The organism is Rhizobium sp. R635 (assembly GCF_002211285.1).
GTDB lineage: Bacteria > Pseudomonadota > Alphaproteobacteria > Rhizobiales > Rhizobiaceae > Rhizobium.
Genome location: NZ_LOKX01000013.1, coordinates 104057 through 117066 on the forward strand (window position 1 = coordinate 104057; position 13010 = coordinate 117066).

Sequence of the window (13010 nt, forward strand, 5' to 3'; positions counted from 1 at the left end):
ACGAATCTGCGTAAAAAATCAGCGCAACGCGATAGACAGCCCTCGGCATTGTCTCGGCGACAAGAAACCGCTTCGCCCCGCGAAAAATCGTGATTATTCATAACGGCCCGCTGCAAGAGGAGCCGCTATGGATACCATTTCCTACGTCACCGTCGATGTCTTCACCTCCACGCGCTTCGAGGGCAATCCGCTTGCCGTCATCTCCGATGCGCGCGGCCTCACCGATGCGGCGATGCAGAAGATCGCCACGGAGTTCAACTATTCCGAAGTCACCTTCGTCCTGCCGCCGGAAGATCCAAAGAACTCCGCCCGCGTACGCATCTTCACTCCGACGATGGAGGTCCCCTTCGCCGGCCATCCGAATGTCGGCACCGCCTATGTGCTCGGTCAACAGCCGGAGATTTTCAGCAGGCCGGTCGGCGATACGCTACGCTTCGAGGAAAAGGCCGGTATCGTCGAAGTCAGCCTGAAACGCGACGGCGGAAAGGTCGCTGCCACAGCCATCCGCGCGCCGCAGCCGCTGACGATCGGCGATATCATCGCCGAGGAAACCGTCGCCCGCTGCGTCTCACTCGATCCCGGCCTCGTCCTCACGGCCACGCATGCCCCGGTCTTTGCCTCCGTCGGCCTGAACTTCGCCGTCGCCGAATTGAACGGGCTCGAGGCGCTCTCCGCCGCCCGTCCGAACCTTGCCGGCTTCCAGGCCGCCGCCGGCCGGCAGACGACGAGCGGCCACGACTTCTCGCTCTTCGTCTATGCCAGGACAGCCGAAGATCCGTGGAAGATCCGCGCCCGCATGTTCGCGCCGCTCGACAATGTGCCGGAGGATCCGGCGACCGGCAGCGCTTCGGCGGCCCTTGGCGCCTATCTCGTCTCGCTGGCGCCCGAGGCCGATATGAACGTCCGCATCACTGTCGAGCAGGGCGTCGAAATGGGCCGACGCAGCATCATCGCCCTCGATGTCGTAAAGTCCGGCGGCATCGTTACCGATGTCGTGATCTCGGGAAGCTGCGTTTTCGTCATGCGTGGAGAAATCACGCTACGGGACTGACGATCGCAGATCAGGTCCTCAATCCGATTTACATCAGGAAATCGCGCGACAGCAACGCCACTGCCCAGATGCCGAAGGCAAAGAGCGCGATCTTCCAGAAGTCCATCCGCCGCCTGAAGCCGGGAAGGCCGAGCGGCTTGATCACCTGTATCGCCATGGCAAGGATGAGCAGCAAGGCTATCAGCTTTGTCATGCTTTATTTTTTCCGTTTTTCGGAATGCCACAGGACAGACATTTTTCCGCGCGAACAAGAGGATCACTACACGCCGTAAAGACATTCCGGGGCACAATCAATCATCTTGAGGCTGGGCTGAAGCAGGTCTTGCCTTATGTCCATGTCAATCGCTTGAGACTTGAGTCGGGGAAATGAAGAGAAACCTGCTGTCCGTCGCCGCGCTGCTCTTTGGCACGCTCTTCCTTTTCATGGGCAACGGCCTGCAGGGCATCCTGCTTCCGGTGCGCGGCAATATCGAGGGCTACGCCACGACGACCCTTGGCCTGCTTGGCACCTCATGGGCGGGGGGCTTCGTCATCGGCTGCCTGGTGGCGCCGAAACTGGTGCGCCGTGTCGGCCATGTCAGAGCCTTCTCGGGCTTCATCTCGATCATCGCCATCATCGCGCTGGTCAGCGGTATCATCATCGATCCGTTCTGGTGGGTGGTCCTGCGCGCCGTGACCGGCTTCTCCACCGCCGGCACCTCGATGATCATCGAAAGCTGGCTGAACGAGCGCGCCAGCAACGAGAGCCGCGGCGCGATCTTCTCGCTCTATATCGGCATCACGCTGCTCGGTGTCGTCGGCGGCCAGATGATGATCCCGCTCGAGGATGTGCGCACACCGGTGCTCTTCATGATCTGCGGCATCTTCTATTGCATCGCCATGCTGCCGACGACGCTGTCGACCGCCGCTTCGCCGCAGCCGCTGAAGGCGGTCCGCCTCGATCTGCCGGCGCTTTACCGCAACTCGCCGGTCTCCTGCCTCGGCATCCTGCTCGTCGGCATCGCCAACGGGGCCTACGGCACGCTCGGCGCCGTCTTCGGCGCGGGCGCCGGCCTTTCCGATACCAGCATCGCCGTCATGATGAGCGCCACGATCTTCGCCGGCGCGCTGATGCAGCTGCCGGCCGGCCGGCTTTCCGACCGGATCGACCGGCGCTACGTGCTGGCCGCGATGTCGGCGATCGCAGCCGTTGCCGGCTTGCTGATCTTCCTGATCCATCCGACGTCTGCCGCCCTGCTGATCGGGCTCGTCGTTCTCTATGGCGCGGTGGCGAACACGCTCTACCCGATCGCCGTCGCCCATGCGAACGACTTCGCGGCGGCCGAGGATTTCGTCAAGGTCTCCGGCGGCCTGCTGCTGCTCTACGGCATCGGCACGGTGATCGGCCCGACGATCGGCGGCCCGGTCATGTCGGCGATCACCCCGCATGCGCTCTTCCTCGTCACCGCCATCGCCCACCTGCTGATCACAGTCTATGCCATCATCAGAAGCCGCATCCGCGCCGCCGTGCCGGCAAGCGACCGCGACGCCTACACGACGATCCCGACCGGCACCTCGCCGATGCTGACGCCGCAAAGCATGTCGCTGGCCGATCGCGGCGCCGGAAAATCTCCTGAAACCGGAAAGTCTCCCGAAAGCGGCGATCCTGCTATAAAGTTCGGCTGAGCAATTCCAGCAAAGCGCGCAGCGGTTTTGCGTTCAAAATTGCGAAGGACGACATTCCGGCAACGGAGGAGGAACCATGAGCTTCATCGATGACGACCGGCCGCAGAAAAAGGCCGCCCACGAGATCGGCGCCGATCTCTCCATGCTTTCGGTGGATGAGCTGAAAGCACGGGTGGAATTGCTGAAAGCGGAGATCGCCCGGCTCGAAGCCGAGGCCACCCGCAAGGCCTCGGGGCGGCAGGCGGCGGAAAGCTTCTTCCGCTCTTAAAGCGCGTCCCGTTAAACCCAATTCAAGCGACGCGCTTCAGCTCCTCGTTTCCATGCATGCCGTTGTCCCGGAATCGCTGCACGCTTCCGGGCGACATGCATGAGCTGCATGTCGTGCTGAAACCCAGAGAAAACAAGGCGCTGGATAGTAAAATGAGCCGCCCTCAAGTCTTGATCCGGCACAATGTTAATAAATTATTAAGCTTTCTAAGATATTACTGTACTCGTCCAGATTTTCTCTGGGTTCTCAGACAGTTTTCCAAGCGGTGAATTGGTCTGATTTTTCTCCCTGTTTTACCTTGAGAGCCGCTTTTGCGGCTCTTCTTTTTGCTATTTCAGCGGCTTTCCACGAAACTGTGGAGATTAACCCTTTCTTAAGAAACGACTTGCGCAATTCCGCTAATGATACCATTCTTAGAGGCATAGAGACCGGCCCGGAAACTTTTCCCATGGCGCCGGCGTTACCTGAACATAAGTAGCTGCGTGCAACAGGGACTATTGCGATGTCGGAAGTTGGAGTGAACACGATCAGTTTTGCAGGCCGCGCCGCTGCATCTTCGCAGTTCAAGGCACTCTATGCGGAAGGCATGTCGCTGGTTGAAGAGACCGCCGCCTATCTCGACGGCCAGGGCCGCGCAGCTTCCAAGGTTCTGCCGCGCATGGCCTCCGTTCTCTACGCCGCGGAATCGATGCGCCTTACCACCCGCCTCATGCAGATGGCCTCCTGGCTGCTGCTGCAGCGCGCCGTCAACAACGGCGAAATGTCCCGCGATCAGGTGCTGGCCGAGAAGAACAAGGTCCGCCTCGACGGCTTCAACGTCGATCGCGCCGCACCCGGCTGGGGCGACCTTCCGGAATCCTTCCGCGACCTCGTCGAGCGCTCGCTGCGTCTGCAGAACCGCATCGCCCTGCTCGACCGCGAAATCTACCGTCCGTCCGAAGCCGTGATCGTTCACGACAATCAGAACAGCGTCCAGGCCCAGCTCTCCCTGCTGCAGACGGCCTTCGGCAACAACTGATCAGATCTTCCGGAATTCAATATCAGACCGGCTGCGCCCCGCGCGGCCGGTTTTTTGTTTGTCATTCGACAACCACGTCCCGAGCAGTGTGCAAACGCAAAAAAGCCCGGCAGAACCGGGCCCTTTTCAATTGCTGTCCAGCAGAAGCGATTAGAGGCCGAGGCCGCCGAAACGCTTGTTGAACTTGGAAACGCGGCCGCCGCGGTCCATGAGCTGCTGGTTGCCGCCGGTCCAGGCCGGATGCGACTTGGAATCGATTTCGAGGTTCATGACAGCGCCTTCCGAACCCCAGGTCGAGCGGGTTTCGTATTCGGTGCCATCGGTCATGACTACCTTGATCGTGTGATAGTCGGGATGGATGCCTGCCTTCATAACAATCTTCCTGCGATACCGGAGTTCAATTTGCCGCATGCAGTTGCGGCCAACGAACCGTTTGAATAAATGAAGCCGCAGTCGTGATGGCTACGGCTTCCCATTAGGATGCGGTGCCTATACATGAAGGACGCCTAGATAACAAGAGCCAACAGGCCGCATTGCGCGGGTCCTGCGGGCGAACGGAGACGATTTGGCAGAACAGGCACGGGCTGAGGAAAATAAGAGGCGGTCGCTGCGTCCGCTCGGCAGGCTGACGCCATATGTCATGCGTTATCGCGGCCTCGTGGCCGGCGCGCTGATTTCGCTGACGCTTGCCGCCGTCACCTCGCTGGCGCTGCCGCTTGCCGTGCGCCGCATGATCGATCACGGCTTCACGCACTCCGACGGCCGCTTCATCAACAGCTACTTCGCCATGCTGATGGTCATGGCGATCGTGCTCGCGGTCGCGAGCGCGCTGCGCTATTATTTCGTCATCACCATCGGCGAACGGATCGTCGCCGATCTCCGCCGCGATGTTTTCACCCACGTGACGCGGCTGTCGCCCTCCTTCTTCGACGTCAACCAGTCCGGCGAGATCGTCTCGCGGCTGACCGCCGATACGACGCAGATCAAGTCCGCCGTCGGCGCCACCGCCTCGGTGGCGCTCAGGAACCTCATTCTCTGTCTCGGCGCCATGGGCATGATGATCGTCACCTCGCCGAAGCTTTCGAGCCTCGTCATCGGGGCGATCCCGCTGATCGTCTTCCCGCTCGTCGCCTTCGGCCGGTCGGTGCGCAAACGCTCCCGCGCCGCCCAGGATACACTCGCCGAAGCATCCGCCTTCGCCAACGAGACGGTCGCCGCCACCCGCACCGTGCAGGCTTTCAACGGCGAGGACGCGGCAGCGGCACGCTACGGCACCGCCGTCGAATCCGCCTATGCGGCCGCCCGCGCCGCCATCCGCTCCCGCGCGCTGCTGACCGGGATTGCCATCACGCTGATCTTCGGCAGCGTCGTCGCCGTGCTCTGGGTCGGCGCCCATAGCGTCCTTGCCGGCACGCTTTCGGCCGGCACGCTCGGCCAGTTTCTGCTCTATGCCGTCATCTCCGCCGGCTCGCTCGGCGCGCTGTCGGAGGTCTGGGGCGAACTCTCCCAGGCCGCAGGTGCCGCCGACCGGCTGACCGAGCTTCTCGACGAAGTCTCCCCGATCGCGGCCCCCGCCCATCCGGAAGCTCTTCCTTCGCCTGGCCGTGGCCACGTCGAGTTTACCGACGTGCATTTCGCCTATCCCTCCCGCCCCGGCAAATCGGCGCTGCACGGCTTGAACTTCGCAATTGCGCCCGGCGAAACGGTCGCCATCGTCGGCCCGTCCGGCGCCGGCAAGAGCACCGTCTTCTCGCTGCTCCTGCGCTTCTACGATCCCCAGCAGGGCAGCGTGAAGATCGACGGCATCGACGCGCGGCTGACGACGCCCGACGAACTGCGCCGGCGCATCGCCATCGTACCGCAGGACGTCACCATCTTCGCCGCCTCGATCCACGACAACATCGCCTTCGGCCGCCCCGGCGCCTCGCGCGACGAGGTTCGCGCCGCAGCCCTTGCCGCCCAGGCCGACGAATTCGTCGCCCGGCTGGACAAGGGCTACGAGACCGAGGTCGGAGAACGCGGCGTGACGCTCTCCGGCGGTCAGCGCCAGCGTATCGCCATCGCCCGCGCCATCCTGAAGAATGCGCCGGTGCTGCTGCTCGACGAGGCGACCTCCGCACTGGATGCCGAAAGCGAGACCTTGGTGCAGAAGGCGCTCGACGGCCTGGTGGACGGCCGCACGACGCTCGTCATCGCCCATCGGCTGGCAACCGTGCTGAAGGCCGACCGCATCCTCGTCATGGACCAGGGCCGCATCGTCGAGGAAGGCACGCATCAGAGCCTGATCCGCCACGGCGGCATCTATGCGCGGCTGGCGCGGCTCCAATTCGATGCCGCCCATGAGGATGTGCTGGCCGCCGCGAAATAACCGGCATAGCCTCTCCAAACACACCGACTAAAGTTTGACGCCGCCGCACCCTCCCTGCGGTTGTCTTTCGCGCGCTCTGCCCTACCCTCTTCATGCCCCGGGTGGGGATATTGCTGCTGAAATCCTTGGGAGGAGATAGGAATGGCGCTTTCCGATATCACGCGACGCACGGGCCTTGCGCTCGCTCTCGGCCTGACTGCAACGCTCGGTCTCGGCACGGCTTGCGTTGCGGCGGATTTTCCCGATCGCGCGATCACCATGGTCGTGCCCTTCGCCGCCGGCGGCTCGACCGATGTCGTCGCCCGCATCGTCGCACAGAAGATGTCGGAAGATCTCGGCCAGCAGGTGATCGTCCAGAACGTCGCCGGCGCAGGCGGCAATCTCGGGGCCGGCAACGTCGCCCGCGCCGACGCTGACGGCTACACCGTCCTGATGGGCACGGTCGCGACTCACGCCCTCAATCCGTTGATCCTCAAATCGACGCCTTACGACCCGGAGAAGGATTTCGCGCCGGTCTCGCTGCTCGTCGTCGTGCCGAACGTGCTGGTCGTCAATCCGGAACTGCCGGCAAAGACCGTGCAGGAACTGGTCGCGCTCCTGAAAGCCGAGCCCGACAAATACAGCTATGCCTCGTCAGGCAACGGCACGCCGCTGCATCTCTCCGGCGAGCTCTTCAAGAGCATGGCCGGCGTCAGCATGCAGCATATCCCCTATAAGGGCGCCGGTCCGGCGTTGAACGATGTCATCGGCAACCAGGTGCCGATCATGTTCGACAACCTGCCCTCCTCCTCCAGCCACATCAAGGCGGGCACGCTGCGGGCGCTGGCGGTGACGACCGCCGAGCGCGCGCCCTCCTTCCCTGATGTGCCCACGATCGCCGAGTCGGGCATACCGGGCTACGAGACCTATACCTGGAACGCGCTGTTTGCCCCGGCCAACACACCGAGCGAGGTGGTGACGCGGCTCAACGCCTCGGCCAACAAGGCGCTCAAGGACCCGGCCGTTGCCGACCGCATGAAGGAATTCAGCGCCACCATCGTCGGCTCGACGCCGGAGGAACTCGCCGCCCATGTGAAAGCCGAGCTCGCCAAATGGGGACCGGTCGTCAAGGGCGCGAACATCCAGATGGAGTGACGCCGGGGTCCATGCCGCCGCTCGCCTCGCTTGCGTCCGATGGAAGCGGCGGCAATTGGACGCTGTGCAATTCATTTCTAATTAAGGTAGTGGAAAAGCTCACCATTTTGGTCTAGCCTCCGTCACGCTGATGGTTGGAACGCAGCGTTTTGGGAGACATCAATGTATAAATTCGAAGTCTACAAGGATAAATCAGGCGAATTCCGTTTCCGCTTCAAGGCATCGAACGGCGAAACCATGTTCAGTTCCGAAGGCTACAAGGCAAAGGCATCCGCCCTGAACGCCATCGAATCCATCAAGAAGAACTCGCCCGGCGCCGACATCGTCGACCAGACCAAGACCGAAGCCTGATCAAGGCGGCAGCAGCGGCTTGAACGCCGCTCTGGCCTTCAGCGCCTATGAGCAGCGCCGGTGCTTTCGAGCCTGGCCTGTTTGCTTGTGAATCGTGCGCAATTCCTATCTTTGCAAATTTTTTTGAAAGTCATGTCGAAATGACCGTTGGCCGCGCCTCATTGTCTCGGAACGGCTGAGCCGCTCCGCCGGGCGTCACGGCTGCCTGGATCAACGCTACCAACGAGATCAGGAGTTTCCCATGCAATATGCTCTCATCATTCGCGAAGCCGCCGAGGATTTTGCGCGACGCAGCGACCCCGTCTATCGCGACGGCTGGGTTGCCTATAGCAAAGCGCTGGCTCAAGCGGGGATCATGACCGGCGGCGCCGGGCTGACAGCCCCTGAAACCGGCACGATCGTGCGTCGCAAAGGCGAAAACCACGATGTTCAGGACGGCCCCTATCCGGAGGGCAAGGAACAGCTCGGCGGCTTCTATCTGATCGAGGTTCCCGACATGGATACGGCGCTCGAATGGGCGATACGCGTTCCGATCTCCGATAAGGGGTCGGTCGAGGTACGGCCGCGCCTGCAGATGTGAGGCTGCGATGCCGCCCGATGCCGGACGCGCTGCCGAACAGGTGGCGCGTCAATCCTACGGCAAGCTGATCGCCTTTCTCGCCGCCCGCTCGCGCGACGTGCCGGCAGCGGAAGACGCGTTGTCGGAAGCACTGGCTTCAGCCCTTCGCGTCTGGCCGGAACGCGGCGTCCCCGATAATCCGGAAGCCTGGCTGATGGTCGCCGCGCGCCGCAACCTCATGCAGGCGGCCCGCCACCGCACCGTCCAGGCCAATGCGCAGGCGACGATATCGCTCGCCTTCGAGGAGGCGGAGGAGCGCATGAACGGGGCCGGAAAATCCATCTTCCCCGATGAGCGGCTGAAGCTGCTTTTCGCCTGCACCCATCCCGCCATCGACAAGTCGGTGCATACGGCGCTGATGCTGCAAACCGTTCTCGGCATCGAGGCGAAAACCATCGCCAGGGCCTTCGTCGTGTCACCGGAAGCGATGAGCCAGCGGCTGGTGCGGGCCAAGGTGAAGATCCGCGAGGCCGGCATTCCCTTCGCCATTCCCCCTCGCCCCGCTTTATCAGGGCGGCTCGCCGCCGTTCTCTCAGCGATCTACGCCGCCTACGGCCTCGGCTGGGATGGCCTCGACGGTGAGGAGGAGCGCCATTCGCTCACCGGCGAAGCCATCTGGCTCGGCCGCACGCTTCTCGCGGTATTGCCCGACGAGCCGGAAGCGATCGGTCTTCTTTCCCTCATGCTTCATTGTGAAGCCCGCCGCGGCGCCCGGCGGGACGGCAACGGCCGATATGTGCCGCTGGACGAGCAGGATACGGCGGCCTGGAATGCGATCATGATTGCGGAAGCCGATGCGCTGCTGCGCAAGGCCGGAGGTTTCGACCGGTTCGGCCCCTTCCAGTGCCAGGCGGCGATCCAGTCCGTGCATGCGGCGCGGCGGCTTTCCGGAGCGACCGACTGGCAGGCGCTGACGACGCTCTACGCCGCGCTCGTGACGATGAAGCCAACGCTTGGCGCACGCGTCGGCCAGGCTGCGGTGATCGGCAGGGCGTTGAGTGCGGCAGCCGGCCTGGAGCGGCTCGACACGCTCGATCCGCGCGACATCGCGGGCTATCAGCCCTACTGGGCCGTTCGCGCCTTTCTTCTGGCGCGCGTCGGCGATATCGCGGCGGCCGATGCCTATATGACGGCCATCGGTCTCAGCGACAGCCCCGCTGTGCGCGACTTCCTCGCCGGCCGGCTGGAGCAGGTGCGCCAAGCCTCGCCAGGCTGATCATTTCTCGGTCAGCTTCAGCTCGATGCGGCGGTTGGTGGCGCGCGCATCCGGTGTGTCGCCCGGCGCGATCGGCTGGAATTCGCCGAAGCCGGCGGCAACGAGCCGGTCGGCCGGCACGCCCCGCCCGATCAGGAACTTGACGACGGAAATCGCGCGCTCAGAGGAGAGTTCCCAGTTGTCGCGATAGCGGCCGGTCCCGGCGAGCGGCACATTGTCGGTATGGCCGTCGACGCGCAGCACCCAGTTGATCTCCGGGGGAATTTCCTTGGCGAGATCGAGAAGGGCGGCGGCGAGCTTCGCCATCTCCGTCTGCCCTTCCGGATTGAGATCGGCGCCGCCCGAGGGAAACAGCACTTCCGACTGGAAGACGAACCGATCGCCGACGATGCGGATATTCTCGCGATCCGACAGGATTTCGCGCAGGCGGCCGAAGAAGTCGGACCGATAACGGTTCAGTTCCTGCACACGCGCGGCCAGCGCCACATTGAGGCGGCTGCCGAGATCGGCGATCTTGGTCTGCGAGACCCGGTCCTTCTCTTCGGATGCCTGCAGCGCAGCTTCGACGGCGGCGATCTGGCTGCGGAGTGCGGCGATCTGCTGGTTCAGGAGTTCGACCTGGCTCAGCGCCCGCTCGCTCACCTGCTTCTGCTCGTCGAGTTCCTGCGTCATCGCGCCGATCCGCTTCTGGGCCGCGTCCTGACCGCCCGAACCGGCGTTCAAGAGCGCCTGCAGCCGCGAGCGGTCGCCTTCGGCGGTCGCGAGCGAGGCCTGCAGATTGGCGACCGAATCCTGGAGATCCTGGTTGCTGCCCTTTTCGAGCGCGAGAAGCTGCGTCAGTTCGTTGATCTGGCTGTTGAGGCGGTTCAGCACCTCGTCGCGTCCGGTGATCTCGCGGCTGAGGATGAATTGGCCGACGACGAAGACCGTCAGCAGGAACATGATTGCGATGAGCAGCGTCGACAGCGCATCGACGAAGCCCGGCCAATAATCCACCGTGCGTTCGCGGCGGCGGTTGCGGGCGAGAGCCATGGCTTACTTGCCCTCGCTCTTCTCTGTCTGGCTCGCGCGGTCGCGCTGGCGTTCGGTCTTCTCGCTCCCCCGCTCCTGCAGGCCGATGCGTTCGGCCAGCCGGTCGAGCGTGCGGCGCATCGCCTTCGCCTCGTCCTGCTGCGCCTCGATCCAGTCACGCAGCATCTGCTGCTCATTGCGCATGTTCTTGACGAGCCCCTGAATGCCTTCGGCAAGGCTCGCCATGGCGGCGACGGAACGCTGGCTGCCGACGCCGCCCTCTTCGGAGGCCTTGCGTAGATAATCGGAGAGCGCACGCATATCTTCCGAGCCGGAAACGGCGTCGAGGGCCGGCGCAAGATCGGAGCCGACATCGGTGACCGAGGAGAGCCAGTTTTCCAGCTCCATGTAGAAGCGGTTCTGCGCGCGGCCGGCCTGCAGGTCGAGGAAACCGAGAATGAGCGAACCGGAAAGGCCGAGCAACGAGGAGGAGAAGGCTTGGCCCATGCCCGAAAGCGGCATGGAAAGCCCTTCCTTCAAAGCCGAGAGCACGTCCCCCGTGCCGTTCGAGCCGGCATCGAGCGACTGGATGACGGTGCTGATCGAGCCGATCGTGCCGATGAGGCCCCAGAAGGTGCCGAGCAGGCCGAGGAAGACCAGAAGGCCGATCAGGTAGCGCGAGACGTCGCGCGATTCGTCGAGGCGGGTGGCGATCGAATCGAGGATCGAGCGCAGTGCCGTCGTCGATAGCGCCACCGAGCTCTTGCGGCTGCCGATCAGGGCCCGCATCGGCGCAAGCAGCCGCGGATTGCGGTTGACCTTGTCGGCACTGCCGGCGGCACGGAAGGAATTGAACCAGCGCACTTCGGGGCGAAGCGCCAGCACATGGTTGAAAACAAGGATGATTCCGACCGCGAGAACGCCGAGAATCAGGCCGTTGAGGCCCGGATTGTGCATGAAGGCGGTCTGCGTCTGCCGGAAGAGGATGGCGGCGATGAAACCGACGATGACGAGGAAAAGCAGCATCGTCCAGAGGAAAGGCATGGGGCTCGAAAGCCTGTGGGCATAGCCGCCCGTCGTCTTTTCGGTGGAGCCGATCTCCGCCACATTCACATTTTCCATAGGTTCAGCAGCCTCCGAACTCATCGCTGGCGGAGACTAGAGCAACATTGTGCCGAATTGAAGTATGCCGGGGCGAAAAGCGTGACTTTACAACAGCCGGTTTTTCATTCGCTCACTTGGCGGGGATCGGCCGCTTGATGACTTCGATCAGCGCCTTGTGAATGGCTTCGTTGCCGGCAACGATCGCGCCGCTCTCCAGAATGGCCGTCCCGCCGTCCCAGTCGGTGGCAAAACCGCCGGCTTCGCGGATGAGCAGGATGCCGGCCGCCATGTCCCAGGGGGCAAGCTCCGATTCCCAGAAACCGTCGAACCGACCGGCCGCGACATAGGCGAGATCGAGCGTCGGCGAGCCCAGGCGGCGGATGCCCGCCACTTCGCCCATCACGTGGCGAAGCTCCACCAGGAACTTGCCGTGATTGCGCTTGCCGAGCGCCGGCACGCCGCAGCCGATGACGCAATCCGACAGCACCCGGCGCGCGGCGACACGCAGGCGCCGGTCGTTGAGGAAGGCGCCGCCGCCGCGCTCGGCGGTATAGAGTTCGTCGGTCGCCGGATTGAAGACGACCGCGGCGACGATCTCGCCATTGCGTTCGAGCGCGATCGAAACGGCGAAGGCCGGGATGCCATGCAGGAAGTTCGTCGTGCCGTCGAGCGGATCGACGATCCAGCGATGCGCGCCGTCCGTGCCCTTGATCTCTTCGCTTTCCTCGCCGAGGAAGCCATAGGTCGGACGGGCCTTAAGCAGTTCTTCCCTGACGATCTTCTCGGCCTTGCGATCGGCGGTGGAAACGAAATCGCCCGGTCCCTTCACGGAAACCTGCAGGTTCTGCACTTCGCCGAAATCACGCCCCAGCGATTTTCCTGCCTTGAGGGCAGCCTGAACCATGACATTGAGAAGAGCTGAACGGGCCATCTGCGCATTTTCCTTGGCACTGATACGGGGCGCGCGCTGCCAGGGCCGGGAAATGTCCCTGAACATGCATGACAGGCAGCGCTGCAAAGATTGGCGGCCTCAAGACCACAAAATCGCGGAAATTTCAAGGGGAGGCGCGCATGGCTGCAGGGCAATCGCTTCAGCTTTGCATTTCGTTGTGGCGCAGAGAGGTGCGGGTGTGATTCATGAGGAGCTTCGAATCGACGGAGCCGTTCATGTCAGCCTCTCACACATCGTCACGCGCCATTCTTGA

14 protein-coding genes are annotated in these 13010 nt (G+C 63.2%); 9 read left to right on the plus strand and 5 right to left on the minus strand.

Annotated elements, in window-relative coordinates:
* The first annotated feature begins 127 nt into the window (after nucleotides 1-127).
* Nucleotides 128-1051, plus strand: coding sequence for a PhzF family phenazine biosynthesis protein (locus tag ATY78_RS13360; RefSeq protein WP_088682819.1), 924 nt, complete (start codon nucleotides 128-130; stop codon nucleotides 1049-1051).
* Nucleotides 1052-1079: 28 nt separating this feature from the next.
* Here ATY78_RS13360 and ATY78_RS28555 read toward each other — a convergent pair whose 3' ends face one another.
* Complete coding sequence (locus ATY78_RS28555) at nucleotides 1080-1244, minus strand: hypothetical protein (protein ID WP_088682820.1); 165 nt, start codon at nucleotides 1242-1244, stop codon at nucleotides 1080-1082.
* A 173-nt stretch (nucleotides 1245-1417) separates the two neighbouring features.
* On the opposite strand from ATY78_RS28555, the gene ATY78_RS13370 reads away from it, so the two are divergent.
* The 3 genes from ATY78_RS13370 to ATY78_RS13380 all read left to right on the plus strand — a co-directional run bounded on the left by ATY78_RS13370 (nucleotide 1418) and on the right by ATY78_RS13380 (nucleotide 4002).
* Nucleotides 1418-2716 carry an MFS transporter gene (locus ATY78_RS13370; protein WP_088682821.1) on the plus strand — a complete coding sequence of 433 codons (1299 nt, stop codon included), beginning with the start codon at nucleotides 1418-1420 and terminating at the stop codon, nucleotides 2714-2716.
* A gap of 76 nt (nucleotides 2717-2792) precedes the next feature.
* Nucleotides 2793-2984, plus strand: coding sequence for a DUF1192 domain-containing protein (locus ATY78_RS13375; protein WP_088682822.1), 192 nt, complete (start codon nucleotides 2793-2795; stop codon nucleotides 2982-2984).
* Nucleotides 2985-3486: 502 nt separating this feature from the next.
* Complete coding sequence (locus ATY78_RS13380) at nucleotides 3487-4002, plus strand: DUF1465 family protein (RefSeq protein ID WP_088682823.1); 516 nt, start codon at nucleotides 3487-3489, stop codon at nucleotides 4000-4002.
* Between the two features lie 150 nt (nucleotides 4003-4152).
* Here ATY78_RS13380 and rpmE read toward each other — a convergent pair whose 3' ends face one another.
* Nucleotides 4153-4374 (minus strand): 50S ribosomal protein L31, encoded by a 222-nt coding sequence (gene rpmE, locus ATY78_RS13385; RefSeq protein ID WP_009990270.1) that lies wholly within the window; start codon nucleotides 4372-4374, stop codon nucleotides 4153-4155.
* Nucleotides 4375-4567: 193 nt separating this feature from the next.
* Between rpmE and ATY78_RS13390 the strand changes: the two genes are divergently transcribed.
* The 5 genes from ATY78_RS13390 to ATY78_RS13410 all read left to right on the plus strand — a co-directional run bounded on the left by ATY78_RS13390 (nucleotide 4568) and on the right by ATY78_RS13410 (nucleotide 9690).
* Complete coding sequence (locus tag ATY78_RS13390; RefSeq protein ID WP_088682824.1) at nucleotides 4568-6370, plus strand: ABC transporter transmembrane domain-containing protein; 1803 nt, start codon at nucleotides 4568-4570, stop codon at nucleotides 6368-6370.
* Between the two features lie 141 nt (nucleotides 6371-6511).
* Nucleotides 6512-7504 (plus strand): tripartite tricarboxylate transporter substrate binding protein, encoded by a 993-nt coding sequence (locus ATY78_RS13395; protein ID WP_088682825.1) that lies wholly within the window; start codon nucleotides 6512-6514, stop codon nucleotides 7502-7504.
* Nucleotides 7505-7666: 162 nt separating this feature from the next.
* Nucleotides 7667-7855: a YegP family protein gene (locus ATY78_RS13400; RefSeq protein ID WP_088682826.1), complete on the plus strand. Its 189-nt coding sequence runs from the start codon at nucleotides 7667-7669 to the stop codon at nucleotides 7853-7855.
* A gap of 241 nt (nucleotides 7856-8096) precedes the next feature.
* Entirely contained in the window at nucleotides 8097-8435 is a 339-nt protein-coding gene (locus tag ATY78_RS13405) for a YciI family protein (protein ID WP_088682827.1), read from the plus strand.
* Between the two features lie 7 nt (nucleotides 8436-8442).
* The gene (locus ATY78_RS13410) at nucleotides 8443-9690 is read left to right on the plus strand and encodes a DUF6596 domain-containing protein (RefSeq protein WP_088682828.1); all 1248 of its coding nucleotides are present in this window, start codon (nucleotides 8443-8445) and stop codon (nucleotides 9688-9690) included.
* Here the strand turns inward: ATY78_RS13410 and ATY78_RS13415 are convergent, their stop codons facing one another.
* From ATY78_RS13415 to ATY78_RS13425, 3 genes are all read right to left on the minus strand, one after another.
* Nucleotides 9691-10722, minus strand: coding sequence for a peptidoglycan -binding protein (locus ATY78_RS13415; protein WP_088682829.1), 1032 nt, complete (start codon nucleotides 10720-10722; stop codon nucleotides 9691-9693).
* A gap of 3 nt (nucleotides 10723-10725) precedes the next feature.
* Nucleotides 10726-11823 carry a MotA/TolQ/ExbB proton channel family protein gene (locus tag ATY78_RS13420; RefSeq protein ID WP_088682830.1) on the minus strand — a complete coding sequence of 366 codons (1098 nt, stop codon included), beginning with the start codon at nucleotides 11821-11823 and terminating at the stop codon, nucleotides 10726-10728.
* Between the two features lie 112 nt (nucleotides 11824-11935).
* Nucleotides 11936-12736 carry an inositol monophosphatase family protein gene (locus tag ATY78_RS13425; protein ID WP_088682831.1) on the minus strand — a complete coding sequence of 267 codons (801 nt, stop codon included), beginning with the start codon at nucleotides 12734-12736 and terminating at the stop codon, nucleotides 11936-11938.
* Nucleotides 12737-13010: the final 274 nt, after the last annotated feature.

Coding starts and splice junctions, on each gene's coding strand:
- rpmE (WP_009990270.1), bottom strand. CDS start 4,374: ATGAAGGCAGGCATCCATCCCGACTATCACACGATCAAGGTAGTCATG.
- ATY78_RS28555 (WP_088682820.1), bottom strand. CDS start 1,244: ATGACAAAGCTGATAGCCTTGCTGCTCATCCTTGCCATGGCGATACAG.
- ATY78_RS13380 (WP_088682823.1), top strand. CDS start 3,487: ATGTCGGAAGTTGGAGTGAACACGATCAGTTTTGCAGGCCGCGCCGCT.
- ATY78_RS13410 (WP_088682828.1), top strand. CDS start 8,443: ATGCCGCCCGATGCCGGACGCGCTGCCGAACAGGTGGCGCGTCAATCC.
- ATY78_RS13405 (WP_088682827.1), top strand. CDS start 8,097: ATGCAATATGCTCTCATCATTCGCGAAGCCGCCGAGGATTTTGCGCGA.
- ATY78_RS13425 (WP_088682831.1), bottom strand. CDS start 12,736: ATGGCCCGTTCAGCTCTTCTCAATGTCATGGTTCAGGCTGCCCTCAAG.
- ATY78_RS13400 (WP_088682826.1), top strand. CDS start 7,667: ATGTATAAATTCGAAGTCTACAAGGATAAATCAGGCGAATTCCGTTTC.
- ATY78_RS13360 (WP_088682819.1), top strand. CDS start 128: ATGGATACCATTTCCTACGTCACCGTCGATGTCTTCACCTCCACGCGC.
- ATY78_RS13375 (WP_088682822.1), top strand. CDS start 2,793: ATGAGCTTCATCGATGACGACCGGCCGCAGAAAAAGGCCGCCCACGAG.
- ATY78_RS13370 (WP_088682821.1), top strand. CDS start 1,418: ATGAAGAGAAACCTGCTGTCCGTCGCCGCGCTGCTCTTTGGCACGCTC.
- ATY78_RS13420 (WP_088682830.1), bottom strand. CDS start 11,823: ATGGAAAATGTGAATGTGGCGGAGATCGGCTCCACCGAAAAGACGACG.
- ATY78_RS13415 (WP_088682829.1), bottom strand. CDS start 10,722: ATGGCTCTCGCCCGCAACCGCCGCCGCGAACGCACGGTGGATTATTGG.
- ATY78_RS13395 (WP_088682825.1), top strand. CDS start 6,512: ATGGCGCTTTCCGATATCACGCGACGCACGGGCCTTGCGCTCGCTCTC.